This window comes from Sporosarcina ureilytica, from assembly GCF_001753205.1.
Classification (GTDB): domain Bacteria; phylum Bacillota; class Bacilli; order Bacillales_A; family Planococcaceae; genus Sporosarcina; species Sporosarcina ureilytica.
Genome location: NZ_CP017560.1, coordinates 1,067,610 through 1,093,774, shown reverse-complemented (window position 1 = coordinate 1,093,774; position 26,165 = coordinate 1,067,610). Strand labels below are relative to the sequence as shown.

Sequence of the window (26,165 nt, the reverse complement as noted above, 5' to 3'; positions counted from 1 at the left end):
TTCCTATAGTGATAGGTAAGCCTTTGACGTTATCGCCAGCTTTTCCCCCACTTCACACCGTACGTGAAACTTTCGCTTCATACGGCGTTCCAACTAATCCAATTCATTCGTAATTTTTATGTATATGCAAGATGAAATGTAGAATCAGATTGCATCGTTCAGACATTGCTCACGCAATTCATTAACCTTTTTTATTTGCTTTTCATCTAACTTGAGTACGTTTAAAAGCAAATGTATTTTTTCTGGATTTCTCATATGAATGAGACGATGAACAGGTTGATGTATTATCATTAAATTTCCGTATGAATCATCTTGTGTAAGATGGAACGGCGTTTTATGATGACAGTGCCAGTCATCTCGTCCTAATTCAATTCCTGTAATGGCACATTTCCCGTATTGCGCAATAAAGCGACTAATCCGATTATCATTATATTCTATGGAACGGTTAGGTATATATTGTTTAATCACATAATCGAAAACTTGTTTATTAATTGCCCGCAAACTTTGGTGGATTTTATTTCTACCTACGGTAGTGTAGTTACAGATAGATTGAGAAAAATTAAGGTTCACCTTACAACGTTGGGCATGGATTGGGACAAGTACCATTCCTTTTATTTTATAAAGTTTACATTCATAACCCTTATACCGTTTCTGTAAGGTTTTTGTGAGTTCCTGAAACGATGCTTCTTTCCTCATTTCGTTTAAACGATTGAATAACGCTTTATTAAGACGACCGCTCAGCTTATTTAAGTCTAATGTGATGTGCGATGCTGCGGAATAATAATTCTGTATTCCCATTATTACCGTATTTAATCGCCAAACATTTTCAGGCGATTGGTGTTTCTGAATTACCTTTATTGCCTGTTTGAGCTTTATTTGTGCATTATCAAGTGATTTTTTAGTCATATGTGATCGGGCAACATAAAGAGTTCTTTTATTCGTCTGCTTCCGATGTGCCTTAAGACGGAACCCTAAAAACTCTGATGAGTTTTTCTTTAAGTTGACCACTTTCGATTTTTCCTCACTAATTTCAAGATGGAGTCTTTTTCGAAGAAAATCTTTCACTGCATAATGCATTTTTATCGCTTGCGAGCGAGTGCGACAAAGAATTTTAAAATCATCCGCGTATCTTACTATATAGCAGTGTTTCAAGTTCGATTTTTTCAATGCATTGTATCTGCCAGCATACGATTTATATGGCTTTCTTGTTTCAAGGATTTCCCATTGATTGCTAACCCACCAATCTAGTTCATTTAATACAATGTTAGATAACAGGGGCGATAATATGCCCCCTTGAGGCGTGCCTTTAGTTGGGAATCCTTCCCCTATAATTTCAGCTTTTAGAAGACGCGAGATAATAGAGAGTAGTGCTTTATCACGAATACCCAGCGACCACATTTGTTTTAATAATTTGGCATGATTTACATTGTCAAAGAATCCTTTAATATCGACGTCTACACAGTGATATAAACACGCCCGATTAATGAGCGTCTCGAACCTAGCTTTTGCATGATGCGTACTGCGATTCGGTCTAAAACCATAGCTATGTTTGTAAAACTTTGCTTCACAGATTGGCTCAAGCACTTGAAGAATACACTGTTGGAATAATCTATCCCAAATGGTCGGAATCCCTAATGGACGTGTTTTCCCATTTGCCTTCGGGATAAAAACCCGCCGAACGGCTTTGGGTGTATAGCGTTCAAACATTCGTTGTATCGTTGATACAACTTCCACTACGCACAATTGACTTATATCTTCAATCGTTAATTCATCATATCCAGCAGTTCTACTGCCGGTATTTCGTTTAATATTACGATAAGCTAATCGAATGTTTTCATCAGATTGCATTAAATCAAGTAATCCATAAAAATTTTGACCATCAGCACTTTTAGCATATAAAGAATCAAAATGATATTGCATATCATAATACTCGTTGTGCCTCAGTTTCTTTCGTTTTAACAAGTCGGTGGCTCCTTTGGAGCTGAACCTCTATTAGTCTTACAAGAACCTTATTAATCGTATAAGAACTGTCTCGCATGGTTGAAAGAATCTTTAATTAGTCTAGTGGCTATCCCTCCACGTTCATTACACGCTTCGACGGTACTGTGCCACCACTTTCACTGATATGAAGAAAAGTTATACAGTTGCTAGTCTCACTACTATTTTTCTTTTCAACGCTTCACCGAGAGTAAGCCCTCCACGTTATCAGCTTACAACGTTGAGTTATATCTATTATGGAACAAACTTAGGTGCTTCCTATGAGCCCGTTAGCTTTGCAAGCGCCTATAACGCAAGGTGGACTTTTATATTGTCGATTCTTACTCATCCACAGCTAACCCTACATTTGGTAGTAAATACATTTCTATATAATGCGCGTCTAGACCCGTACATTCGGAAGTTCGCCAGCAATACAGTATCTTGTTGTATTTACATTGCATTCTCACCATATCTGTTCAACTCAAGCACCATGATTTACACCACCCCATCGGGTAGGCTTTCGTCAGCCGGACTGTTACGGTAAATTCTCGCGCCTATTAGCCGAGCTTATAACACGCTTTTTCTTACTAATCGGCGTGCTACTCGACGCAGAGGAAGCCTTTCAGAGCGTTACCTCCTCATTCGACTTCTCGATATAACCCTTCAATTTTCAGAAACTGAAACTGCCTGACCTTTATCGAAATTGTGTGACCACATTTCATTTGAGCCAGGAACGTTTCGCACCAACAACTGCGCCCGTTAGTTGAATTACAAAGTTACTTGTAAAAATTATTAATCCATTGAATTGGCTATGTCTAACAAGGTTTCAGAAGTAACCTTATTCGAAACCCTCTTATCAATCTGCAGCATATACTGCCAATTATCTCTTTCGAAAACCAGTATATTAAAACCTGAAAACGTCAAGTAAATGGCTTCATTTCCATTTTTTAATGTAAATGTTTCTAACACATATTTTTCTTGTACAGGAACCTTATATTTAATGGGACGAACACTAATATTATAATGATTTTCAGATGATTGATCGTTTATAAAAATCACTTCAAATGAGTCATTGATGTCACCCTCAGAATTATTAAATCTTCCAAAATAATGAGTAAAAATTAACGGGGGTACTCTCAATGGTAACTTAAGGCTTTGGTTAAAATGTTGTTCAAAATCATTCAATGCCTCATCTACAGTTTTGTATCCAATTTCGGGATATATTTCTTCATATGGTCGGGGGTTATCGTGTGCAGCTGCAAATACAGTTACAAAAAACAGCAAACAGAATGAAATCGATAAAAACGAAATTGTTCTTATCATTTTTAATCACCTCAAATTATCTTTGGGTGTAGTATTTCCAACTTCATTAAAATTATCGAATTTAATATTGCTTGTTGAACAAACCGGCCCTATTACTGAACAGGCGCTAATCCTTATTAAAGAATTGCGCCCGATAGTGAACTCTGCAAATATGGATACTGTTCATTCTTAATCAAACGTTGTCACTTGTATATCTGACGGTTCTGCTCCGTCCGGCAACACTTGATATTCACGTACATCTTCACCAGATTTATAGAAATATGAATAGATATAAGCTTTATTATCTAAAAAATTTATATACAGCTCATAATCAACAACCTCGTCTAAAATAGCCTGGTGATTCACTGCCTCCAAAGAAGGTTTATAATCTGTATCGTCAGCAGGAGTAGAGTACAGCCATGTCTCTGTACTATCGACTGTGTCTGAAAGCAAAGGCTCTCCAAACACCTCTTTTACTTCTTTAGCGCTCAATCCTTCCTTAGCATTCTTCATCATGTTTATGGCACAATAAAAATGTAAGGGATGGCATTTAATTTATGTATGCCCGGAGGGCCTACATAAATTAAAAAACCACTTGCCAACAATCCGAAATACTACTACACTTCCTGTTTGGGACAAAGTCATGCAGGAGGTATTAAGGAGATGTTGGCAGTGGCCGAAATTAATTATATCAGACATGAAGCGAATAGAAAAGATTGCAGTTATGCATATATTGCAAGAAGAATAGGTAGAGACCCTAGAACAGTTAAGAAATACGCGGAGAAGGAAGACTTTAATCCAGAAATCAAACCTAAACAAAATAGACCTTCCCCCGTCATGGATCCTGTTAAACATATTGTAGACGAATGGTTATTAGAAGACTTCAAGAAGAAGAAAAAGTTTCGTAGGACAGCCAAAAGAATATGGGAACAATTGAAGGAGAAATTTAATTTTACAGGCTCGGATCGGACAGTCCGCAACTACGTTGCTAATCGAAAAATTGAATTGCTTGATGAAGCTAGTCAAGCAGCTTTACCATTGGACAATAAGCCTGGTGCTGCACAAGTAGACTTTGGAGAAGCTCCTTTCCAATACCAAGGAGAAGAAATAGTTTTACCATACTTAGTGCTATCTTACCCTTATAGTAATGCGTTCTATTTTCAAGTATTTCCTTCTCAAAATAAGGAATGTTTCTTAGAGGGGCTAAAGAGAATTTTCCATTACACTGGTAGTGTACCGAGAACGATTAGATTTGATAATCTTTCGCCAGCTGTTAAAAAGATACTGCCGAATGGTGAACGGCAATTAACCGAGGACTTTCAAAACTTCGTTCTTCATTATGGATTTGATTATGAATTTTGTAATCCCAATAGCGGTAATGAAAAAGGACATGTAGAAGCGATGGTGAAGTATGTTAGGAATAACTTTTTACTTCCAAGCCTGCATGTGATGGATTTGGATGAGCTTAATAAGGGTCTATGGGAGAAATCAGAGAATGACCGTGAACGGAAACATTACGAAAAGGAAACCCTAATATCCCAGTTGTTTGAAGAAGATCAAAAAGCAAGTTTGATTCTTCCAAGCAAAGAATATCGTTGTGTAAGATACGAAACTTTGAAAGCCGATAAATATGGTTACATTAGAATTGAGAAAAACTCATATTCTACCTCACCAAGATTTGCATTAAATAAGGTAGTAGTTAGAATCTCTTACAATAAAATCGACATCCTTACGGATGAGCATCAATTAGTAGTAAGCCATTCGCGGCTATATGGACAGTACAGGAAGTCAATGAAATGGCAGCCGTACTTGAACTTGATGGCCAAACGCCCTTTGGCACTTAAATACACGAGTTTTTATGATCAGCTGCCATCTGAATGGCAAACATATCTTGATGCTTGTACAGTTTCTGAAAAGCAAGAAGCACTTAAGTTTTTGTCATCTGTGCTGAAAAATCATCAGTTTGAAAAAGTTACGGAATCATTAATCATAGCTTCCGAGTATGGTCATCCTTCTATAGAATCTATTAAACAAGTATTTTACCAACTTATTAATGGGCGTGGCATTCGAGAAGAAGTACAATTTAAAAAGGCTTTGCCAAGTATGCCCGAAATTTCAAGGGGACTGGCGCACTACGACCAGCTTATGGAAGGAGCTGGGATTAATTGAATACACAGATTCAGGAGTATGCCAAGCGATTGAAGTTGAGTTGGATAAGGGAAAATTATCACGAGATTAAAGCTACCTCAAATGAGGAATACCTATTACAGCTTTTTGAAAATGAAATCCAACAACGGGAAGAACGTAAAGTCAATCTATTACTAAAACCAGCAACGTTTCCGAAAGTTGGTGGCAATCCTTTCGACTGGAAGGATATTATTTTGAATCAGGAATTGGACAAGGAGTATTTATTAACCGGAAGGTTTATGGAACAACAGGAGAATCTGATTTTTTACGGTGGTGTTGGTACTGGAAAAACTTATTTATCAACGCTTATCGGGCTAAATGCCATACAAAAGTATGGCAAGTCCGTTAAATTCTATACTGTGGCATCGTTAGTGAATCGTTTACTCGACGCAAACGAAAAAGGCACACTGAATCGACTTTTTAAGCAAATTGAAAAATTAGACCTTTTGATTTTGGATGAACTAGGTTATATCCCTTTACATAAACAAGGGGCAGAACTACTATTTCAGGTCATTTCAATGTGTTACGAAGCTAAAAGCATTATTATCACTACTAACCTTCAGTTTGGTCAGTGGAATCATGTGTTTGGCGATCCAATTTTAACTGAAGCAGTCATTGATCGACTAATCCATCATTCACATTTAATTGTGTTTAATGGCGAAAGTCATCGATATAAAGAATCAATTATTCAAAGGTAATTTTACGGTTGGCAAGTGGAACATTTTTGATTGCCGTTTAATGCATTTTATACTTGCCAAATACACTTCATCACATAGTCTTTAGTAATTTCCATATCCTCACTACTTTTTTCATCATTGTTACAAGCACTTAAAATCCCCAAGACGGTTAACATTAGGACAAATATAATAATTTTGCTGTTTTTGATGGAGATCAGTCCCTTCGTGTGAGAAATTCAGCAAAATGGCCCGTTCGTATTGTGGATATGGACGCAATCACTTATGCTACAAGCGCGCCCGATTGCGGAATAAATAATTTCACTTTAAATAGATTCCAATCAAATATAAGATTAAGATGTGTCCTGGATAAAAAATATAAAAAAAGTGTTTTAAACCGGCTCCCCTTTTTCCGTTATAAAGCAGGATAAACGGTAATGCAGCAATCATAATCCATTGATATCTTGCAAATTGAACTAAATAAATATAAGGGGCATCTGGTCTCTGACCCCATTTAACGTAAGCTATATAACAAAACAAGGAAAACAAGCAATAGACGATAACAATGCCGCTTATTTTTTTTCTGGCTAGATAAAGAAATAAGCCAAGAAGTACAAATAGTGGACCACCTTCTACGAAGAGAATGCTACCGAATGCAGATCCAAAAAATTGATAATTGATTGTAGTATCACTAGTCAAGTCTAAACTTAATACTTCTACAAATAACACACTTAGAAACAAAGCTAGTACCTGCCAAACGATAAGATAAAATACATATTTGCTTTGCTTTTTTTCTAACAGATAAATTATCATCACAATTAAAAAAAGTGGTGCAAAAAAATTGTTTGTTATATACATTTGGGTTTCGTTAAAAATAATGTTGAAAATAAGATTTAATACTGCCATTCCAAAACTAAAAAGGTACAAACGAATGATGTAATTTTTTCTGTTTGAAGTATGTTGATAGCCTATAACTAAAGCATAAATAAAAATTGGAATTGCTATTCTGCCTATCCAATGAAACCAATCAGGCGTATTAGGAATAAATTGACCAATATGATCAATGAGCATTGTTATTAATGCAATGATTTTAAGTTTTGTATTTGTCATTTATTCTCTCCTACTATATTCCGTAAAACGGCCCTATTCTAGAGCAACGCTGTACGACAAAAGCACCCGTTACTTTAAGTACAACCTTTCAAAAACCTTATTATAACAATGTATCTTCAGTCTGGTTTAATTGTGACGCCTAGTACAGATGCTCGAATCATTTCCAGGTCCTTTAACTCGGCTAAATCCGAAGCTGTTCCCGTGATCACACCACCTATGATCCCAATATTTTCTTCGACAATTTCATCAGAATCTCCTTGAAGGTTATTGGCTATACGATTAAATTCCCCGAAGTATTTTCCGTTTTTATAGTTTAAACCCAATTGTACATTTGTAATAAAATTTTCCTCACTCATTGAAGAATCAATAGGGTTTGTTGCAAACCCATAAATTTGAGTAGCTAGTTCAGTTGAATGATCACTTACCCTGTTTAACCATTCAATGTCTTTTTCTGAATAAGTATCTACCCAGTACCATTTAAGTGTTAGATTCTTTGGAATTAATTTACGTACCTCTTCCGGCGTGTATTTTTGGTTAAATGAAACCCCTAGTTCGACCAAAGTGTCATCTGTAAAATTTTTTAAGATATTTAAGTCATTACGAATTGGACTGTACTCTACATCCGGATGATAAAAATTCATCATCCTTTGCTTTGTCTCACGGTCGTAGTACCTTACGAGTCCATCATCTTTATCTTCAATCTGTAATGGAGAATGATCACCTGTAAAAGGACTTACTCCCCCAAACAGGCTATACGTCATCACATAATTACTCCAATCTACTGGAATTCCCTCAATCTCTTTGTATCGATTAAAAGTTAAAATTCCCTCAAACACACCATTTGATATATTCTGGCTTCCCAATTCCTCGACGTTTGGATTGGTAATTTGACTAAATAATTCAATATCGCGCAATGCTTTGTCTTGACTCCCTCTTATAATAAATAGCCAAGAAAAACTTAAAGTAATACCAAGGAAAAGTACCACTAATAATGTAATCACGATATTGCGTAGAATGGTTTTTCTTCTTGCCTTTTTCACTGTCCCAGCAATATTCCTTACCGAATTCCCCCCAAATAAATCGTTCAATTCCTTTTCCTTTTTATTCTCTGTCATATTTTTCCTTCTCCTCTACATAGAGTTTTTTAAAATTTTGTCTTGCCCGATATAAATATGTTTTCAACGTTCCAGGATTTAAATCAAGCATCTCAGCAATTTCTTTGTAACTTAATCCAAGCATATACTTCAACAGGAGTAATTGTTTATGTAAGGGGGAAAGCCGATTCAGTATGTTATGAATTTCTTTTTTCATTTCTGTCTGTTGAACATAGTCTTCTGGTAAAAATGAATCGTCTACAAACTCAAAGCCTTCAAAAGGTACATTAACTTCTTTTTGCTGCTTCCGATATAAATCATAGTACTCATTAATTGCTACTCGAAATAGCCAACTATAAGCTTTGTTTGGGGCAACTGAATCAATATATAAAATAAATTTATATAAGGCTTCTTGGATAATATCTTCAGCATCCCGGGGGTTTGCGCCGTTTTTAATTAAATACTTAAAAATAATTGCTGATTTTTCTTGTAAAACTAAGTACAGTTCCTCCTGCCTACTCAATTAAACACCTCCTCTTCAGTTATAAGACTCTTAACAACCAAAAAAGTTAACACTTTTTCTGAAATCTTACAAAGTAAAAAGTACGATTCTTTAATCGAATCGCACTAAAATATAATCAATTATTTTTTGATAAGTATTAGGGTCATTACTATTATTACTTTTAAAGCATCTTTATCGCCTTAAGGCCAACTATTCCATAATCGCGCCCGTTAGTTATATATAAAGACTTACACAATAATTGCATATTATATAACTGGCGTGACACTAAGTCATTATTTCTTACCTTTCAGTTCTAAAAGTATAGGTGCTATATTTAGTAAGATAGAAACTATTGTCAAAAACCATAGTGCCTTTTCCATACCAGGCACTACATCTAATAGAGCTGCCCAATCTTCCACCTTTACCCAATCGGACACCATACTGTACTCTGCAACAAGTGTTAGTGCTGTAAATGATAATCCCAGCGCCATAGCAAGCTTATAATCCTTTCCTGCCTTATACATATAAAGATTTATAAAAGTTGCTATTATTGCAATAACCCCTAATACTACCCACATACTTATACCTCCATTTATACTAAATATTCTTACCAAACAAGACGAACGAGATAGGAAATAGTTTCATAATTGCAACAAAATGGCCCTATTGTTGAACGGGCGCAAGTCCTTGTTCCAGAATTGCGCCCGTTAACTGAAGATTCATTTAAGGTTCTTGAAAACCAATTGTTCCCATAAGGAAAATAATGAGATAAAAAAGTAGTGCCAAGATATTTATTAGAATGAAACTTGCTCTTGTACCCTCTTTAATACCAAACCATCCAAATATGATTCCTAACAATCCAAACACAAAAGGCAAAAATAGACTTAAATCTATGATGTAATCAAATAATCTTTCGTTCCATATTGGAGTAGCCATTAACATAAACATTAACAGGGATAATAAAGAAAAAGACTTCTCGATACTTTTTGATTTAGCTTTTATGACAAAATAGTAACTTATGATTAAAAAAACTAACAAAAGAAGCCACGTCATTACATCCCACCTCTCGTATAATCCCACTTTTATCACTTATTCAGTTTTTGGCAAAATGGCCCATTTGAAACGCAAATCTATTCTAGAACTGCGCCCGATTGCTTTATCGGCTGTTAGTCGCCAATTTTTTTGGTGTACCACTAATTATCCAAAGTAAAGAAAATAATAATATTAAAATACCAGCCAACAAAAGTAATGGGTTAATTATAAAAGTGATTTTACCTAAAAAACCTGATTCCTTCTTAATGCTAATCACTCCGAAAATCGCACCCAAAGTTGCGAACACTAAGGGAAGAACCATATAGGGAGATTCAAAACTAAAAAATGGAATAATAACTAACAATAGACTTACACTAGATAAATACGTAAACATTCAATCCCCCCTATTCCCCAACAACCTCGCCCTTTTGTTAACAAGCGGAAATCACACCCATTTGCTGAACAAATGCTATCCAAAAAATACCCTTATCAGTAAACTAATTGCAAAAAGAACATATGCAAGCTGTATAACGATGGACAGTGTCAATTCAAAAGGTGTAAGTTTTCTTTGTCTTTTAGTTTTTTGGAAATGCCGTAAATAAAAAGCCGCACTTAAAATGAGCAATATGCTTGCTATGGCGCTTAAAATTCCTGAAAGAATCAACATATATATACCCCCTATTTTAAACCCTAATACCTATACGAATTAGAATGATAAAAGTTTCACTACTCGACTAAATGACCCTTATATGTAACATTGGCGCTAATCCTTATTAAAGAATTGCGCCCGTTAGTTGAAGTAAAATGTTTCACAATATTCATTCCTGGATATACCCTTGAATTTTTTATCGTCTTTGCTGAATCGGCATTTCTTCCCAAGAATAATTTGGTATAGTTGCGGCCCAGAAAGTATCTCCCATAATATCCACATCTATAACGATGGAATCCCTCGCATCAAACACTTTTACAGATTTACTTTCGTCTTTGGTGTTGATGGAATAAATAGCTTCACCCCTATGTGTGTAGCCGAATAATTTCTCCCCTTTTTTAATAAGTTTACCTATTATTTCATCGACTTGAATTTTTCTCCAATTCCCCTCACTAAGATTTCGGGTCCAAATTCCACTTTGTGTAGTAATGAATAGCCTATTATTAATCACTTTCATATCCTCAGGTACGTCATTACTATTCGGCATGGTTATCTTGTTCCACCCATCATTACTCTTTTGCAAAATCTTCCATTCTTCTGTGAGTACTACCAAATCTCCATTATCCGAGATTTGAACCACATAAAATGGTTCAGGAACTATCGTCTGTTTCCATTTCTCCCCTTGATTGACTGTATAGTAAATACTTTCATTTAATTTCACAGCTATATGGTTGTTGATTGAATAATCGAGAATCTCAATGGTATGTTCTAATGAAAGAATTTTCGTTCCTTTGCTTTTTGATGTAATACCAGCCCATAATTCTTTTTCCGTAGCTGCATATAATTGATCATTTATATCGAACCACGCGTGTGTTACATAATGATTAGCTTGGAGTTCTGTCCAGGTTTCTCCATTATTATGGCTCCATTCAATAAAAGGTTGCTTGGTTGTACTAAATTGTGTTGGTTTTTTGTCTCCCCATACCACTAAATATTTGTTTCCAGCAACAACTCCAGTAATCGCCATCCCTTTTTTCGTTAAGTTTTCGGTGCCATTGCGTTTGGATATTAATCCTCCACCATACGGTAATTTATGTATTGCACTAACTACATCTCCGTTTTCGGCATTGAATGAAATTCGAGCGAAACGGTTTTTTCGATCATTTCCAACCACTGTTAGAATGGGCTCACCATCGAAACTATCAAGTTCAAAATGGTATCCAGTTGCCCAATCTTTTCCTTGTTGTAGTCCATATTTCTCTCTTGCTAATTGGAGAACATCAGAGCTATCCAACTTAATCTTATTGTAAGGTATATTGGAACCCTGATTAGTTTGCTTAATCGGTTCAAACACGGTAACTTTCTTTTTAGAGATACCAATTATTAAATGATCCTCTGTACCCGGAACCATAAATTGCACAAACCATTTGAAACGTTTTCCTGTCTCTCCTCTCGAGCCTCCCATCGTTTCATCCACAGTGTTTACACTTGTGAGAGTTACATTTGCATTCCATTCCTTTGCTCTCTCGAAACCAATGTTAATCGCTTCTTTTAGCGTAATTTCACCATCTGAAGCGATTCCTTCATGACCCATCACATTTATAAAAACTAAACAAATAACTAACAAACTGAAGAATTTTTTTGAGCACCTCAAAATTAACACCATCCTATGTGAACTGCGCCTTTTTAGGATGTAGTAAACATTTCATTATATACCTTCTAGATCCAAATATAACAAACAAAATACTCCTTTTATCAGTGAATCCTTCTTGCACTAATCTCCTGTTTAGTTCCAGTGTAAAATTTTACACAGAATCGATGAAAATACTTTATGTTATGGACGTAAAATAGACCATCGAAATGATGGTCTTGTTTAAATATGGCACCCGTTGATTGAAGATGGTTCTCCAACCCTACCTGTTTCTTCAACACAAGCATACCTGGCAATTAAAAGTGTTTTACCTTTTCAGAATATCCAACAAGCAATATCCAAGTACTATACCTGCTGCCGTCGTGAATGGGGTACTAATTGTTACTCTTAAAAAATCTGCGAATATTGAATGTTTGCCAAGTGAGGTATAAGTCCAAATGGTATAAATCCAAACAGGAGAAGTTACGATAAAAAAAGTTGGGGCGCCAATTGCTAATAATTTCACCCAATCGAATGTCCATTTTTTCTGTTGCTTAATGTCTTTAATCAATCCGGGTAGCTTTAATAGCATCCCAATAATAACAGGAAACACAAGACTATATATAATGAATAAGTTGCTATCAAACATTCCATGAGCAAGGGATTTTAAACTCAGATAATATTGGCTGCCTAAATAACTGATGATACCAATAAATAGAACCCAGACAAAATAATACATAAAACGTTTCATCTAAATACCTCCTTTTACCTTTTATATGATTTGGTATATAAAGGAGTTACAACAATCTTAGATATACTAGTTTATACACTTTTTATCTTCAATTAACTGGACATTTTGTGGAAAGGACGCAAATCCTTCTTCAAGAATTGCGCCCGTTTCTGGAACACCAAAAAAATAAATTAGAAATGTTAATGATCCAAACTATGTAACAACCTTGCCTCATTTTTTATTTTTGATATTACGTCTCTCTTATTCAACGTAATACATCTAACATCATAATCAAGCCTATCAATCAGTTCACTTATTTCGATCCAAGGGAACAAATCATCTGAATTATCCAACTCAATAGCAACAACTCGAAAAATCATGTCGGCTAAATTAGAAATTTCCTTGTGATCATCAGCTTTCACTATTTTTTTTGCTAAAAAAACAATACGGGCCTTTGCACATGCTTCAAATGTCGGTTCCTTTATTGCCAATTCCTTTAATGACCGTTTAAAGTAAGACTCAATTTCAAATAAATTATCATCAAATGAACATGAGGAAAGAATCTTCAGGGAAGGCGATGATATTCCGTTGATCAATAAACCGTAAGACCAATTTACATAATCACGGGTTGTAACAGTACCTTTTTGAATTTCATAGAATAAAAGATTTGTTTCCATATTTCACGATTCCCTTCTGTCCGTTCCCTAATTCTTACTCCGTTTAAAGGCCTGATAATGAAAATCGGATGTTTATTTTTCCGTTAAAGCACCCTTTAGCTGAACAGAGTATTAATCTTCATTTTTCTTGTTAGAAAAGGCTAAATCAAAAAAAGATATACCTAAGGATATACCCAAAGCAGGAGAAAAAACCCGATAATAATCTATTTCTGTTGATTTAAAAAAATAATAATAAATGATACTCGTCCCACTAAGGCAAACAAAAGAAGCAATAAATCTATACAATCTTTTTCCAATATCAAACCATCTTAATTTTCTTATATTGATTACGGTCGCAATAATGAAATAAACAAGATATAGAAAAAGAAAAATCACATAGCCAACGAGGAATTTAAAAGAAAATGAATTATCAATATCTCTGTATACAATATAAAAGGTAATACCCGTACTTACTACAAACATTGTATAAAACAAAATAAAATTTAGTTTTGAAGGGATTTTCTTCACATTATCACCACGGTAATATTAATTATTTTCTTTTGATTATCTCAAAATAGTGTGGTCTTGTTTATCGGTAATTTATTCCCCAGTAACCAGGATTTCTCTTTACTTTAATACGCCTTGTGCTATTAAATGGCCCGTTTGTTGAAGAATCTGTAATCTCATCAACCTATTCTAACACAAAAAAATTTGTTTCTTTAGGTATATTAAATTATTCCTGAAATATTTAACAGGGAAACTCAAAATAAATATAGGACTTCAATTCAAGATTGAATTGACGCCCCATCTTCCGTACTTTTTAACGTTTTCTTCCAATTTTTCGAGCCCATTACTGTAATAGCCTTTGCTCTTTTGGATGATCATCAATCATTCCTCAAGCACCTCTACACGATATGCCCTCGTTTTAGCAGGATAAGATTCTAAAATTAAATCATACCAAATTCTAACTTTATCATTTTTCTTTAGCGTTCTTACACTAGATTTATCTGTTTCCTCCGCCATTGAGACAATCATTTCCCCACTTTTATTGTCTATATCATCGACAACCGTAAAAGTGTTGATTCCTTTTGAGAGTACGAATGCATCGAAATATTTATCCTCATGATAGGCTGTTAAACCATCCGAATCATCATCCAATTGATCTGCAGAATTCATACCTGAACAACCCATTAGAAAAAACATCATGCTAATCGCAATCAAAAACCTCACAGTAAGCCCCCTTCACACTAATTTTTTGCAAAAAAATGCCCAGCCATATGACTGAGCACTTCTCAAATTACTTAGATACAAATGTCGTAAAATCAGCTAACAGACGCGCACCATAACCTGTTGCCGATTTTGCATAATAGCCGGATGCTTTATTCTTTTCCATTACACCCGCCATATCGACGTGCAACCACTTACTATTTTCCGGAACAAAACGACGAAGGAATAAACCAGCAGTAATTGAACCCGCGCTACTTAATGAACTAATATTGTTCATATCTGCATAATCGCTATCCAATGAACTGTCATACGCTTCAACTAGCGGCATTGGCCATACATAATCGCCGTTTTGATCGCCGATTTTTTTTATTTCTGCAGCAAGTTCTTCGTCACCAAAGACTCCGCCTAATTCTGTGCCAAGTGCGTTTACAACAGCACCTGTTAACGTCGCAATATTGATGATGTACTCCGCATTCAATTCACCCGCGCGAATTAATGCATCTGCTAAAATGAGGCGCCCTTCTGCATCCGTGTTCCCAACTTGCACTGTTTTACCATTCTTATAAGAGATTACTTCACCAGGATATACAGACGTATTATCCGGCGCATTTTCAACCATTGGAATTAAGACAACGACATTTACTTTCGCTTCTGACTTTGCAAGTAACGTCATCGCACCAGCAACCGCTGCTGCCCCGCCCATATCCATACGCATATCACTTAAATCTCTTCCGCTCTTCAGGCTAATGCCACCAGTATCGAACGTAACTCCTTTTCCAACTAGTGCAACGAGCGGTTTTGTTTCATCACCTTTGTACACAAGTTCAACGAAAGATGGATCATATTGACTGCCTCGTCCAACTGTTAAAACACCATTCATTTCCATTTCTTCGATTTTCGCTTTATCTAGCACATTTACTTCAACATCTGTGCCTTCAAATTGCTTTTTTAATACTTCTGGAAATGTTTGTGGATTTAAGACGTTTGATACTTCATTCATTAGATCACGTGAGAAAGCCATTGATTCCGCACGAATTTTACCTGCCGTAACCGCGGATTCAACATCGTCACCTTCTTCAAAGTCTAATGCTGTTTTAAATGATTCAGCACTTGGTTTATATGTGACAAATTGATAGGCTCCTAACTCCCAACCTTCAACGAAAGCAGTAAGAACGTCTGCTTTCTCTATATTTTCAAATTCATCAATTAGATCTGTCGCTGAAATTAACGCAGTGACTACTTTCCGACTGCTCAAATCTCTTGCAATTCCCCCCGCAATGGAACGAATTTTCTCTGTTGTATAGGAGGATTTTTCTTTAATCACAATGTAGTGTGTGCCTTCTAATAAAACTGAACAATGTGCAGAAGGACTATTTTCCACATAGTTTTTGACTATTTCATTGTCTTCAATAAGTGAGTTCGATTGAAAAATTACTTTTACGTTGCTTGACATCTTTATTCCCCCATCATGATATGTATAATTCTTAGAATTTCCTTATCTATCATACCACTTGCGAGAATTATCTTCCAATATCGAATTTAAAAAATCCATATTACCTTTCACCTAAAAAAGCTTTTTGAATGGTAATCTCCATCCAAAAAGCTAATCTATTTCTTATTTATCTTTTTTAGTAAGGCGACCTAAAATGAACGCCCCCGCGGCAAGGCCAATCATTGTATTCGTTTTCTTATTAAACACTTGCTTTGCAACTAGGTTTAAGTTTTGCGGGCGTTCTGCAAGACGACGCATGAAATAGCCATACCAGTCATTCCCAAATGGAACATATGTACAGAAGTTGTAACCTTCTCTTACAAGTTCCTGTTGCATATCTGTTCTAAATCCGTACAGCATTTGGAATTCAAACTTATCGTTCGAAATACTATGATTTTTAACAAACTGTTTTACATGATTAATGACATGATGGTCATGTGTTGCAATCGATGTAAATTTGCCATTTAATAAATGCCACTCAATCAGTTTTATGTAGTTCGCATCGATATCCGCTTTGTCTTGATATGCTACTTCATCAGACTCTTTGTACGCACCTTTTACAATACGTAAACGAAAGTCTTTATATTTATTGAGGTCTTCCTCTGCACGGTAAAAATATGCTTGAATAACCGTACCAACGTTATCGTATTTTTTCGAAAGTTCTTCGACAATATCAAATGATGCTTGTAAACGTGGGTAGTCTTCCATATCAAAATTAACGAAAATACCATAGTTATGGGCAGCGCTTACAATTGCTTCTAAATTCTCAAAACAAAAATCATAATCAATATCCAAACCGAGTTGTGATGGTTTTAATGAAATATGCGCATCGACTTCATGCGTGTGGATCGCTTCAATGACTTCTAGTATATTACCTTTTGCTTCTAATGCTTCATCTTTTTCAAAAACAAACTCGCCAAGGTTATCAATCGTACAGGACATTCCTTGTGCATTTAGCTTTTTAATACTTTCCATTGTTTCAGCAACATTCGTCCCAGCAACGACGCTTTGTGCACCCATCTTTAAGCCATACTTCTTAGCAGCACTGTTTAATAGTTCATTTTGGGATAACCCGATAAAGAAATCTCTTACGATAGTCATGATGATACCCCTTACTATAATATGATATTGAAAATTCTTTTAACTTACTAAAGAAATCCATATATCTATTTTACATGGAACAGCCGTTTTTTTCATCTTTTTTTGATAATATTCTTCATTTTCGTCATGATTCGTCAAATCTATCGTTCAATCATGCATCTACTGTAGATGCATGTTTAATCTTTATATTCTCCTAACCCGAAAAAGTTCTGCTAGTCGGACGTTTCGACTAGCAGAACTTTATGATTTCCCCCTACTTGCTTCATAATTTCTGATGAAATAGGTGGTGGAGAAGGTGAACTTGATATCGGTCCTACCCAGCCATTATTTATCATGTTCCAATAGCCGTTCGCAAAGTTGCGTCAAACTTTTTGCAAATCGAATATTGTTTTCTTTCGAGCGCTTTTTGGGTCCGCGTAATCGACCACCGCTCATTCGGATTTTTTGTGCTTGATGGCGTGCATAGAGCAGTTGGTCAATATTTTCTTCCGTATACAGTCGGCCATTTTGATCAATAGGATGTCCTTGTTTGGCTAGTACCATTGCTGCTAATCCATAATCTTGGGTGATGACAATATCATTTTTTCGCACGCGATTCACGAGGACAAAATCGACTGCATCCGCCCCTTTAGAAACGATAATGGTTTCGGCGCCTTCTCGATGAATTTCATGCGCAGTATCGCATATTAACGTACAATTCATATTAAATTCACGGGCCACTTGAATTGTTTCATTAACAACAGGACAGGCATCCGCGTCTACGAATATTGCAGGCATAAAGATCCGCCCCCTTTTGATATTAATATTCATGTTTACAGTTAAATATACCGTTTTGATTTGGAATGTAAAGCGATGTTGCGGTCGCGAAGATGGGAATGATTTAAACACGGTTCGGCTAATTACGCCAACGTACAGGATTCATGACCGTTAGACATGCATCATACAATTAAACTATAACTATTTTCCGGGGGTGCCTATGCCAACTATACTATCGGTCAATACTGTCAATCCGCCCTTCGCCATTAAGCAAACTGATGCTGTCGAATTAACACGTACCCTGTTTAAAGACAAGTTTAAAAATATTGAACGGCTATTAAAAGTCTTTGATAACGGTGAAATTAACAATCGTTATCTATGTATGCCAATTGATTGGTTTAAACATGAACATGACTTTGAAGAACGAAATCATTTGTATATCGAACACGCTGTACATTTTGGTGTCCAAGCGATTCAAAAATGTCTAGAAGATAACCGCTTACAAAGAACTATTCATCCTTCGGAAATAGATGCCATTTTTTATATTTCCAGTAGCGGCATTGCAACACCTAGTATCGAAGCCCGAATCATGAATAAACTACCATTTCGTGATGATACGAAACGTATCCCAATTTGGGGACTTGGCTGTGCGGGTGGTGCCGCTGGTGTAAGTCGAGCCTACGAATTTTGCCGTGCTTTCCCTACTGCAAATGTTCTCGTGTTATCAATAGAGTTTTGTAGCTTAACTTTCCAAAAAGAGGATTACTCAAAAAGCAATCTCGTCGGGGCCTCGTTGTTTGCAGATGGTATCGCATGCGCACTAATTTCAGGTGAACAATCTACTATTAAAACTCGTCACGCGTCTCCTAAAATAATTGGCACAGCTTCAAAATTCATGCCCCACTCTGAAGGTGTGATGGGATGGCATGTTAAAAACAGTGGTTTTCACGTGATCTTTTCTAAGAGCATACCAAGCATTATTACAAAATGGCTCGGACCTTTTGTACATGAATTTCTTGACGATTACGAATTAACAAATGACGACATTACGCATTTCATCGCTCATCCAGGCGGAAAAAAAGTGCTAGAAGCATATGAAAATGCGCTTCATTTTCCACCGTCAAAAACAAACATTTCTCGAGAAATATTAAGTGAACATGGAAATATGTCATCTCCTACAATTCTATATGTACTAGAACGCTTTATCGAAAACGAACCGGCTTCTCAAGACTACGGTTTAATGGCAGCGCTAGGGCCCGGTTTTTGTGGCGAACTATTATTATTAAAATGGGAATGAGGGGTCATATTTGTTTTTAACAATATTAATGCTGATTGTTATCACGCAAAGGCTTATTGAATTACTCGTTGCAAAAGAAAATGAAAAGTGGATTGTTCAGCAAGGCGGCTATGAAGTCGGAGCATCTCATTATCCACTCATGATTCTACTTCATAGTTCATTTTTTATCATTTTCATTTTAGAAGTCATTCTATTTGAACGAACACTCTCCCCTTTATGGGGATTTTTTCTGATACTTTTCCTTCTTGCACAAGTAGGCAGATTTTGGTGTTTATTTTCATTAGGTAAGTTTTGGAATACAAAAATAATGATTCTTCCAAACGTGAATGTGGTAAAAAAAGGTCCCTACAAATTTTTACGGCACCCAAATTACTTAATCGTTGCACTCGAATTATTAACTTTACCGCTTTTATTTAACGCTTATTTTACAGCCATTATCTTCACATTATTAAATATTTGGATGTTATCCATTCGCATTCCAATTGAAGAAAAAGCTTTGAGAGAATTGACGAATTACAGTGATGCCTTTCATTAAAAGTGGAAATTAGAAATTGGGGGATATCAAGGTAAGTTGCTTTGACATATTGGAGCACTACATGTGACTTTCCACCTATTTCCAATCAATAATTTGACCTTCCTATTTTTCTATGCTTATACTTAGTTGAATCCAATTTCATAAGATCCACCACTAGGGGTGCTCGAAAAAAGAGCTGAGACTGGCGAATGCCTAAACCCTTTTAACTTGAACCAGGTAATACTGGCGTAAGGAAGAGGTGCAGACGTATAAATTCGACCCGTCTATTTTCTGGGAAAATCTGACTGTCTACAATCCACTTCTTCTTCAAGGAGTGGATTTTTTAATTGGAAAAATTAAAAGGGAGTGGGTATGAAATGAAATTTACTGACCGCCTGCATGAGAAAACATTACCAATTTGGAGACAGAATCATAATCATCCGTTTGTAAAAGGAATTGGCGATGGAACTGTTAATCAAGATAACTTTCGTTTTTACATGGTACAGGATTACTTATATTTAATTGATTACTCAAAAGTATTCGCGATTGGCGCTGTGAAAGCAGACGATGTTGAAACAATGGGGAAATTCGCTGGTCTACTTGAAGGGACATTGAATACGGAAATGGCGCTTCACCGAAAATATGCTGAGCGATTTGGCATTTCAGAAGAAGAACTTGAGAACGCAAAACCTTCTCCAATTGTCCTGGCCTATACACATTACATGCTACACGTCAGTCAAAAAGGGACACTTGCAGAAGTTGTTGCTGCTGTTTTACCGTGTGCTTGGAGTTATTGGGAAATCGGAAAAGAGTTAAATGATATCCCAGGTGCAGCAGACCACCCATTATATGGCGACTGGATACGTATGTATTCTTCAGAAGCCTTTGGTGAACTGGCAAGTTGGTGCATTGACTTGATGAATGAAGTGGCAGAAGGTAAACCTGAACATGAACTGCAAAAACTAGAAGAGATCTTTTTAAATACGACACGATTTGAATATATGTTCTGGGATATGGCGAACAACAAGCAAATGTGGCCAGGTGCTGAGACTGCTGATGTTGGCATTTAACAATGTTTCGTTTGGCTATGACGAAAAAAGTAAAATACTAGATAACCTTTCATTTTCTGTTCAGCCAGGTGAATTTATTTCCATCGTCGGTGTAAGCGGTTCTGGAAAAAGTACGATATTCCGTCTTGTTACTGGTCTCGACCGTCCGTTGACTGGTGACATTACACTTGAGGGAAATAAAAATGGGGACAGGCTTGGGAAAGTAGCGTATATGCCCCAACAAGATTTACTTCTGCCATGGCGAACGATTTTGGAAAACGCCTATTTACCGCTTGAAATTAATGGGGTTGATAAACAGATAGCCTATCAACAAATACGCCCATTACTAAAAGAATTTGGCTTGGAAGGTACGGAGGATAAATATCCATCTGAATTATCCGGTGGGATGAAACAGCGCGTTGCATTTTTGCGCGCTGTTCTATCAGGAAATCCACTTCTGTTATTAGACGAACCTTTTTCTGCCCTTGATGCAATTACGAAATTATCCATGCAAGAATGGTTACTAGTGCAATGGAAAAAAAGACAATCTACGATACTATTCATTACGCATGATGTGGAGGAAGCACTCTTTCTATCGGACAGAATTTTCTTATTGAAAAATAAACCTGTGACCGACGTTGAAGAAATCTTCGTGCCATTACAAGGTAAACGTACGCGAAATGATTTAAATCGTCCTGAAATGTTGGCATTGAAGGACCGTTTACTTAGCACACTTCAAAGTGAGGTCGCTTTATGAAAAATACTGCCTCATTTTTTATTGTGGGGGTATTCCTAGTGTTGTGGGAAATAAGTGCAAGAATCATTGATAAAGCATTTATTCTCCCGTCCCCTTTGCAAATATTTATTCGACTATGGGAATTAAAAGAAGTTCTTTTTCTAGATCATTTACCCATAACTTTATTATCTATCGTCATGGGTCTAACGCTTTCAATCCTATTAGGCACAGCAATTGCAATTTGGATGTCTTTAAATTCAAGTGTGCAAAGAGCGATTTATCCAATTTTAATTGCCTCTCAAATGGTACCCGTTATTGCGCTAGCCCCCATTTTTGTTTTATGGTTTGGCTACACAATTTGGAGTAAAGTAGCTGTTGCTGTATTGATCACATTTTTCCCAATCACCGTAAATACCTTTGATGGACTGTCATCTGGAAAAAAGGATAACGAGGAATTATTTTTCACAATGGGCGCTACGAAAAAGGATATATTTTTCAAATATTCAATTCCGATGGCACTCCCCCACTTTTTCTCAGGATTAAAAGTTGCGGTGACCTTGAGCGTGATCGGTGCAGCTATTGGGGAATGGTTAGGTGCACAAGCTGGACTTGGTTATTTTAGCCGGCGCATGATGACGCAATTTGACGGGGCAGCCGTATTTGCACCGATTTTCGTTTTAACCTTTGTTGGCATTTTATTATTTCTTTGTGTGACTTACTTTGAAAAACGTATGTTAAATTGGAGGACTAAGAGTTGAAAAACATTAAACTATTTTTATGTAGCATCATGATTTTATTCGTCCTAAGTGCTTGTAATAAAAGAGATGACACGGAAAAAGTGAGCATTATGCTCGATTGGTATCCGAATGCTGTACATAGTTTTCTTTATGTAGCTGAAGAAAAAGGTTATTTTGAAGAGGAAGGCATTGAGTTGGATATTCAGTTCCCGGCAAATCCAACAGACCCGATTAATTTAGCAGCTGCTGGAAAAGTAACGATGGGCATCACCTACCAACCAGATGTCATCATTGCGAAAACAGAACAAGATATCGCAGTTAAATCTGTCGGCGTGCTCGTTCAATCTCCACTTAATCATGTCGGATTTTTAAAAGATACCGGCATTAAGTCTCCGAAAGATTTTGAAGGCAAAACGATTGGTTTTACTGGAATCCCTCTTAATGAGGCGATGGTACAAACAATGATGGAAACAGATGGTGCAGATTTTAATTCGGTGACGATGGTAGATGTTGGATTCGAATTAAGTTCATCTATCGTATCAGAAAAAGCAGATGCAGCGGTCGGTATGTACATTAACCATGAATTTCCGATGCTTGAATATGAAGGCTATCAACCTGGTCACTTAGACCCAACAGATTTTGGGGTGCCCTCGTTTTACGAACTTGTAGTTGTAACGAGTGATGACACTTGGGCTAAAGAACAAAAGAATATCGAAGCATTTTGGCGTGCAGCTAGAAAAGCATTTGATGACATGGAAACCAATCCAGATGAGGCGCTTGCCACTTTATTGAAACACCAAGATAAAGCGAATTTCCCTCTAATTGAAGAAGTCGAGAAAGAATCTTTATCCATCCTCCTGCCGAAGATGAATACAAATGGAAAGTTTGGCCATCAAGATGCGGAAGTATGGGAAGTCACTGCAGACTGGATGACTAAAGCAGGGTTACTTACGCAAGAAGCGAACTTGGACGGTATTTTTGTGAATATGGAAGAGTAGTAATTAAAAATATATATTTAAAAAATCGTTGAAAGGATTTCTTTTCAACGATTTTCTTTATTTTTACTATGTTGAATCTGCTTTTCTAAAACAATTCCCTCGCCAACAAACGATACACTTCCAACCGCTTTTCTTGACTATGCGGGATGCTGCAAATCATTGCTTCATCAAATCCGTAATACGCCTGTTCCTCTCGCAATTTAGCCGCAACTTCTTTAGCAGCTCCAACTATGTGGATTTGACGATTTTCTTGGATAGTCATACGATCCATTTCTGTTAATGGAAAGTTTGCGGCTTCTTCAGGCGTCATCGTTTGGCCGATTTGCCCTTTGGTAAACAATAGTCGCCAAATGTCTTGCGGTAATGCCTCGTACTCAGCCTCTTCCTTTGTTTCAGCCGTTGTGACCATATACGTTACTTTGATCTCCGGTTTCTCCATAAATACAGTAGGTTCAAAGTTTTTTCGATAGGTATCTAAAATTTCTTTTGTCATGCCACCCATAAAAAATTGTGCAAATGAATACCCGACGCCCATACGCCCCGCTTGAATGGCACTGTTTCCTGTTGAACCAAGTAACCATGCTTCCGGCAATTCAACTTGAGAAGGGGTCGCAATCGTTCGATGATACAAATCGTCTTTGGGCACTTCGTCGTTTATAAGCGCTAATGCCGTTTCAAATTTCTCATACATATTATGCATCATTGGTTGGCGTCCTTCAGAAAGGGCATAAATTGAATGATTATCTCCGCCTGGCGCACGTCCAACACCAAAATCAATGCGCCCCGGTGAGAGTGCACTTAATGTTTTAAACACTTCTGCTAATTTTAACGGGGAATAATGCATCATCATAACGCCGCCTGTTCCGATACGAATTCGTTTTGTTTTGGCAGCCAAATGTGCAGCTGTCACTTCAGGTGCAGAACTTGCAAAAGTATTTGTACTGTGATGCTCCGCCATCCACATTCGGTAATAACCGAGTTCATCTGTTAATATCGCTAACTCTTCCGCATATTTTAATGCCTCTGGTGCTGTATGTCCTTTTGTAATCGGCGCTTGGTCTAATACGCTTAATCTCATTTCTAAACATCCTTTCTACAATCCATTACCACTTTCTATCATAATCCGTGCTGAATCCATAATACGATTGCTCTCCCTAATCGAAACACATTCCCCAGATAGATGAAATAAAAATGCCTACACGGCCAATGAAAAGTTAGCGTGTAAGCATTTGACGAATTTTTTATTCTTTTAAACTTTTTGATGCGGCCTTGATTACTTCATTCACAAAACCCGTCCCAATTTCACCTTACTTCACTACTTTTTGAAACGTTAACGTTTTCCCTAAATAGCCAAACAATACAGTTAAAATTGGTGATAATAAACAAAAGAAAGCAAATGGTAAATAGTCAAGCGTCGATACGCCAAGCATTTTTGTAATAAAGATTCCACAAACGCTCCACGGCACTAATGGATTCACAACAGTTCCAGCGTCTTCCATAACACGACTTAAATTCTTTCCAGCCAATCCAACTTTTTCATATTGGTTTTGAAAAGCTTGTCCTGTTAATAAAATGGATAAATACTGTTCACCAATCAAAATATTAATACTAATCGCCGTTAATGCTGAAGCTGCGATCACAGAAGATACTTTACGTAATACACTTTCTACTTTTGCTAGCAGACATTGGACAATGCCCAGTTTGAACAATAAACCGCCCATACTAAGTGCTAGTAAAACTAAGGAAACGGTAAACATCATACTTTCCATTCCACCGCGCGTTAATAGCGCATCGATTTCTTCAATCCCTGTTTCGGATAAAAACCCACCAAACATGATTGAAAAAACTTCACCTACTGAATAGGTATGATGAAAATAAGTAATTAGAATTGCACTAAATGAACTTGCCGCAAGTGTCATCATCGCTGGGATTTTCAACATTGTTAACCCAAATAAAACAATGATCGGAATGATGGTATACCAGTGAATCATTCCTGTTTGTATTAATCCATCTTGGAAACTTGTAATCTTTTCGACATCTACACTCGTTACATTTGGTGATAAAAAACCAAATATGATGAGCGTAATCAAGAATGCTGGAATTGTCGTCCAGCCCATATTCCGAATATGTTCAAATAAATCCACGCCAACGATTGAAGAAGCTAAGTTCGTCGTATCAGAGAGCGGCGACATTTTATCTCCAAAAAATGCCCCGGATACAATCGCGCCTGCTGCAATTGGAAGAGAAACGTCAAGCACCGTCGCCATCCCAATAAACGCCACGCCAATGGTTGCAACAGTCGTTAATGAACTCCCAACCGACATGCCGACAATTGCCGTAACGATAAAAACAATTGCAAAGAAGTAAGTGGGCGTCACAATGTTAAACCCTGCATAAATAAGCGTCGGAATCGTTCCACTCATAATCCAACTACTTACCAAAATGCCTATGAAGAAAAATAAAAACACTGCTGCCATCCCAGCGCCTGCCCCTTCTACTAAGCCACTTTCAACTACTTTGTATGTTACTTTCTTCACTAGTCCATAAATAATGAGCAGCAATACCGATAATAAAATTGGAATATGCGGAACAGCATCGAATTTAACAAGACTTATACTAATCGTTCCGACAATGACGAGAACTAATAAAAATGCTTCCATAAACGTGGGGGTGATGACTGATTTAGTACGTAACATAGTGAACACTCTCCTTTTT

At 36.7% G+C, this 26,165-nt stretch carries 27 protein-coding genes and 1 riboswitch; of the genes, 8 read left to right on the top strand and 19 right to left on the bottom strand.

The genetic code is table 11. From position 1 onward, the window contains the following. Positions 1-144 precede the first annotated feature (144 nt). The 3 genes from ltrA to BI350_RS05595 form a co-directional block, all read right to left on the bottom strand. Positions 145-1,962 carry a group II intron reverse transcriptase/maturase gene (gene ltrA, locus BI350_RS05605; protein WP_483852912.1) on the bottom strand — a complete coding sequence of 606 codons (1,818 nt, stop codon included), beginning with the start codon at positions 1,960-1,962 and terminating at the stop codon, positions 145-147. A gap of 807 nt (positions 1,963-2,769) precedes the next feature. Continuing rightward, the gene (locus BI350_RS05600) at positions 2,770-3,300 is read right to left on the bottom strand and encodes a hypothetical protein (protein WP_075527198.1); all 531 of its coding nucleotides are present in this window, start codon (positions 3,298-3,300) and stop codon (positions 2,770-2,772) included. A gap of 168 nt (positions 3,301-3,468) precedes the next feature. After that, complete coding sequence (locus BI350_RS05595) at positions 3,469-3,795, bottom strand: hypothetical protein (RefSeq protein ID WP_075527197.1); 327 nt, start codon at positions 3,793-3,795, stop codon at positions 3,469-3,471. 147 nt (positions 3,796-3,942) lie between these two features. Between BI350_RS05595 and istA the strand changes: the two genes are divergently transcribed. Next, positions 3,943-5,448 (top strand): IS21 family transposase, encoded by a 1,506-nt coding sequence (gene istA / locus BI350_RS05590; RefSeq protein ID WP_075527196.1) that lies wholly within the window; start codon positions 3,943-3,945, stop codon positions 5,446-5,448. After that, complete coding sequence (istB, locus tag BI350_RS05585) at positions 5,445-6,164, top strand: IS21-like element helper ATPase IstB (RefSeq protein WP_075527195.1); 720 nt, start codon at positions 5,445-5,447, stop codon at positions 6,162-6,164. Before istA ends, istB begins: the two co-directional genes overlap by 4 nt. A gap of 297 nt (positions 6,165-6,461) precedes the next feature. On the opposite strand, the gene BI350_RS05580 is transcribed toward istB, so the two are convergent. The 14 genes from BI350_RS05580 to BI350_RS05510 form a co-directional block, all read right to left on the bottom strand. Beyond that, positions 6,462-7,250 carry a TraX family protein gene (locus BI350_RS05580; RefSeq protein WP_075527194.1) on the bottom strand — a complete coding sequence of 263 codons (789 nt, stop codon included), beginning with the start codon at positions 7,248-7,250 and terminating at the stop codon, positions 6,462-6,464. 116 nt (positions 7,251-7,366) lie between these two features. Further along, positions 7,367-8,365, bottom strand: a complete 999-nt coding sequence (locus BI350_RS05575; protein WP_075527193.1) for an anti sigma factor C-terminal domain-containing protein — start codon at positions 8,363-8,365, stop codon at positions 7,367-7,369. Beyond that, entirely contained in the window at positions 8,352-8,867 is a 516-nt protein-coding gene (locus BI350_RS05570; protein WP_075527192.1) for an RNA polymerase sigma factor, read from the bottom strand. The genes BI350_RS05575 and BI350_RS05570 overlap by 14 nt, the downstream gene beginning before the upstream one ends. Before the next feature lie 272 nt (positions 8,868-9,139). Beyond that, the gene (locus BI350_RS05565; RefSeq protein ID WP_075527191.1) at positions 9,140-9,424 is read right to left on the bottom strand and encodes a hypothetical protein; all 285 of its coding nucleotides are present in this window, start codon (positions 9,422-9,424) and stop codon (positions 9,140-9,142) included. Between the two features lie 145 nt (positions 9,425-9,569). Continuing rightward, complete coding sequence (locus BI350_RS05560; RefSeq protein ID WP_075527190.1) at positions 9,570-9,899, bottom strand: hypothetical protein; 330 nt, start codon at positions 9,897-9,899, stop codon at positions 9,570-9,572. Positions 9,900-10,002: 103 nt separating this feature from the next. Then, positions 10,003-10,272 (bottom strand): hypothetical protein, encoded by a 270-nt coding sequence (locus BI350_RS05555; protein WP_075527189.1) that lies wholly within the window; start codon positions 10,270-10,272, stop codon positions 10,003-10,005. 75 nt (positions 10,273-10,347) lie between these two features. Continuing rightward, positions 10,348-10,545 carry a hypothetical protein gene (locus BI350_RS05550; RefSeq protein ID WP_075527188.1) on the bottom strand — a complete coding sequence of 66 codons (198 nt, stop codon included), beginning with the start codon at positions 10,543-10,545 and terminating at the stop codon, positions 10,348-10,350. 178 nt (positions 10,546-10,723) lie between these two features. Beyond that, positions 10,724-12,181, bottom strand: coding sequence for a beta propeller repeat protein (locus BI350_RS05545; RefSeq protein WP_075527187.1), 1,458 nt, complete (start codon positions 12,179-12,181; stop codon positions 10,724-10,726). 304 nt (positions 12,182-12,485) lie between these two features. Then, positions 12,486-12,908: a hypothetical protein gene (locus BI350_RS05540; protein WP_075527186.1), complete on the bottom strand. Its 423-nt coding sequence runs from the start codon at positions 12,906-12,908 to the stop codon at positions 12,486-12,488. 179 nt (positions 12,909-13,087) lie between these two features. Next, complete coding sequence (locus BI350_RS05535; RefSeq protein ID WP_075527185.1) at positions 13,088-13,564, bottom strand: hypothetical protein; 477 nt, start codon at positions 13,562-13,564, stop codon at positions 13,088-13,090. Between the two features lie 867 nt (positions 13,565-14,431). Further along, the gene (locus BI350_RS05525) at positions 14,432-14,773 is read right to left on the bottom strand and encodes a DUF3221 domain-containing protein (RefSeq protein WP_075527184.1); all 342 of its coding nucleotides are present in this window, start codon (positions 14,771-14,773) and stop codon (positions 14,432-14,434) included. A gap of 67 nt (positions 14,774-14,840) precedes the next feature. Beyond that, a complete protein-coding gene (locus BI350_RS05520) occupies positions 14,841-16,223 on the bottom strand; it encodes a leucyl aminopeptidase family protein (RefSeq protein WP_075527183.1) in 1,383 nt (460 codons plus the stop codon). Between the two features lie 162 nt (positions 16,224-16,385). Next, complete coding sequence (locus BI350_RS05515; RefSeq protein ID WP_075527182.1) at positions 16,386-17,363, bottom strand: proline dehydrogenase family protein; 978 nt, start codon at positions 17,361-17,363, stop codon at positions 16,386-16,388. A gap of 324 nt (positions 17,364-17,687) precedes the next feature. Next, a complete protein-coding gene (locus BI350_RS05510; protein ID WP_075527181.1) occupies positions 17,688-18,140 on the bottom strand; it encodes a YaiI/YqxD family protein in 453 nt (150 codons plus the stop codon). Between the two features lie 199 nt (positions 18,141-18,339). Here BI350_RS05510 and BI350_RS05505 point away from each other — a divergent pair, with 199 nt between their 5' ends. The 6 genes from BI350_RS05505 (at position 18,340) to BI350_RS05480 (ending at position 23,450) form a co-directional block, all read left to right on the top strand. After that, on the top strand, positions 18,340-19,416 hold the full coding sequence (locus tag BI350_RS05505; protein ID WP_075527180.1) for a type III polyketide synthase: 1,077 nt from the start codon (positions 18,340-18,342) through the stop codon (positions 19,414-19,416). A gap of 28 nt (positions 19,417-19,444) precedes the next feature. Then, positions 19,445-19,951 (top strand): isoprenylcysteine carboxyl methyltransferase family protein, encoded by a 507-nt coding sequence (locus BI350_RS05500; protein ID WP_075529249.1) that lies wholly within the window; start codon positions 19,445-19,447, stop codon positions 19,949-19,951. Positions 19,952-20,096: 145 nt separating this feature from the next. After that, positions 20,097-20,202, top strand: a riboswitch (TPP riboswitch). 105 nt (positions 20,203-20,307) lie between these two features. Beyond that, positions 20,308-21,000, top strand: a complete 693-nt coding sequence (tenA, locus tag BI350_RS05495) for a thiaminase II (RefSeq protein WP_075529247.1) — start codon at positions 20,308-20,310, stop codon at positions 20,998-21,000. After that, positions 20,987-21,736, top strand: coding sequence for an ABC transporter ATP-binding protein (locus BI350_RS05490; protein ID WP_075527179.1), 750 nt, complete (start codon positions 20,987-20,989; stop codon positions 21,734-21,736). Before tenA ends, BI350_RS05490 begins: the two co-directional genes overlap by 14 nt. Further along, positions 21,733-22,473 (top strand): ABC transporter permease, encoded by a 741-nt coding sequence (locus BI350_RS05485; protein WP_075527178.1) that lies wholly within the window; start codon positions 21,733-21,735, stop codon positions 22,471-22,473. The genes BI350_RS05490 and BI350_RS05485 overlap by 4 nt, the downstream gene beginning before the upstream one ends. Further along, positions 22,470-23,450: an ABC transporter substrate-binding protein gene (locus BI350_RS05480; RefSeq protein WP_245698301.1), complete on the top strand. Its 981-nt coding sequence runs from the start codon at positions 22,470-22,472 to the stop codon at positions 23,448-23,450. The genes BI350_RS05485 and BI350_RS05480 overlap by 4 nt, the downstream gene beginning before the upstream one ends. 85 nt (positions 23,451-23,535) lie before the next feature. On the opposite strand, the gene BI350_RS05475 is transcribed toward BI350_RS05480, so the two are convergent. Together BI350_RS05475 and nhaC are read right to left on the bottom strand one after the other, a co-directional pair. Further along, positions 23,536-24,528, bottom strand: a complete 993-nt coding sequence (locus BI350_RS05475) for an LLM class flavin-dependent oxidoreductase (RefSeq protein ID WP_075527177.1) — start codon at positions 24,526-24,528, stop codon at positions 23,536-23,538. Between the two features lie 229 nt (positions 24,529-24,757). Beyond that, positions 24,758-26,146, bottom strand: a complete 1,389-nt coding sequence (gene nhaC / locus BI350_RS05470; RefSeq protein ID WP_075527176.1) for a Na+/H+ antiporter NhaC — start codon at positions 26,144-26,146, stop codon at positions 24,758-24,760. Between the last annotated feature and the right edge of the window lie 19 nt (positions 26,147-26,165).

Bases quoted from the DNA above. Each gene is read 5' to 3' on its own strand.
- BI350_RS05600 (WP_075527198.1), bottom strand. From the start codon at position 3,300: ATGATAAGAACAATTTCGTTTTTATCGATTTCATTCTGTTTGCTGTTT.
- BI350_RS05555 (WP_075527189.1), bottom strand. From the start codon at position 10,272: ATGTTTACGTATTTATCTAGTGTAAGTCTATTGTTAGTTATTATTCCA.
- BI350_RS05560 (WP_075527190.1), bottom strand. From the start codon at position 9,899: ATGACGTGGCTTCTTTTGTTAGTTTTTTTAATCATAAGTTACTATTTT.
- BI350_RS05535 (WP_075527185.1), bottom strand. From the start codon at position 13,564: ATGGAAACAAATCTTTTATTCTATGAAATTCAAAAAGGTACTGTTACA.
- BI350_RS05475 (WP_075527177.1), bottom strand. From the start codon at position 24,528: ATGAGATTAAGCGTATTAGACCAAGCGCCGATTACAAAAGGACATACA.
- BI350_RS05510 (WP_075527181.1), bottom strand. From the start codon at position 18,140: ATGCCTGCAATATTCGTAGACGCGGATGCCTGTCCTGTTGTTAATGAA.
- tenA (WP_075529247.1), top strand. From the start codon at position 20,308: ATGAAATTTACTGACCGCCTGCATGAGAAAACATTACCAATTTGGAGA.
- BI350_RS05515 (WP_075527182.1), bottom strand. From the start codon at position 17,363: ATGACTATCGTAAGAGATTTCTTTATCGGGTTATCCCAAAATGAACTA.
- BI350_RS05500 (WP_075529249.1), top strand. From the start codon at position 19,445: ATGCTGATTGTTATCACGCAAAGGCTTATTGAATTACTCGTTGCAAAA.
- BI350_RS05565 (WP_075527191.1), bottom strand. From the start codon at position 9,424: ATGTGGGTAGTATTAGGGGTTATTGCAATAATAGCAACTTTTATAAAT.
- BI350_RS05595 (WP_075527197.1), bottom strand. From the start codon at position 3,795: ATGATGAAGAATGCTAAGGAAGGATTGAGCGCTAAAGAAGTAAAAGAG.
- BI350_RS05550 (WP_075527188.1), bottom strand. From the start codon at position 10,545: ATGTTGATTCTTTCAGGAATTTTAAGCGCCATAGCAAGCATATTGCTC.
- BI350_RS05540 (WP_075527186.1), bottom strand. From the start codon at position 12,908: ATGAAACGTTTTATGTATTATTTTGTCTGGGTTCTATTTATTGGTATC.
- BI350_RS05505 (WP_075527180.1), top strand. From the start codon at position 18,340: ATGCCAACTATACTATCGGTCAATACTGTCAATCCGCCCTTCGCCATT.
- BI350_RS05520 (WP_075527183.1), bottom strand. From the start codon at position 16,223: ATGTCAAGCAACGTAAAAGTAATTTTTCAATCGAACTCACTTATTGAA.
- BI350_RS05575 (WP_075527193.1), bottom strand. From the start codon at position 8,365: ATGACAGAGAATAAAAAGGAAAAGGAATTGAACGATTTATTTGGGGGG.
- nhaC (WP_075527176.1), bottom strand. From the start codon at position 26,146: ATGTTACGTACTAAATCAGTCATCACCCCCACGTTTATGGAAGCATTT.
- BI350_RS05485 (WP_075527178.1), top strand. From the start codon at position 21,733: ATGAAAAATACTGCCTCATTTTTTATTGTGGGGGTATTCCTAGTGTTG.
- BI350_RS05490 (WP_075527179.1), top strand. From the start codon at position 20,987: ATGTTGGCATTTAACAATGTTTCGTTTGGCTATGACGAAAAAAGTAAA.
- BI350_RS05580 (WP_075527194.1), bottom strand. From the start codon at position 7,250: ATGACAAATACAAAACTTAAAATCATTGCATTAATAACAATGCTCATT.
- istA (WP_075527196.1), top strand. From the start codon at position 3,943: ATGTTGGCAGTGGCCGAAATTAATTATATCAGACATGAAGCGAATAGA.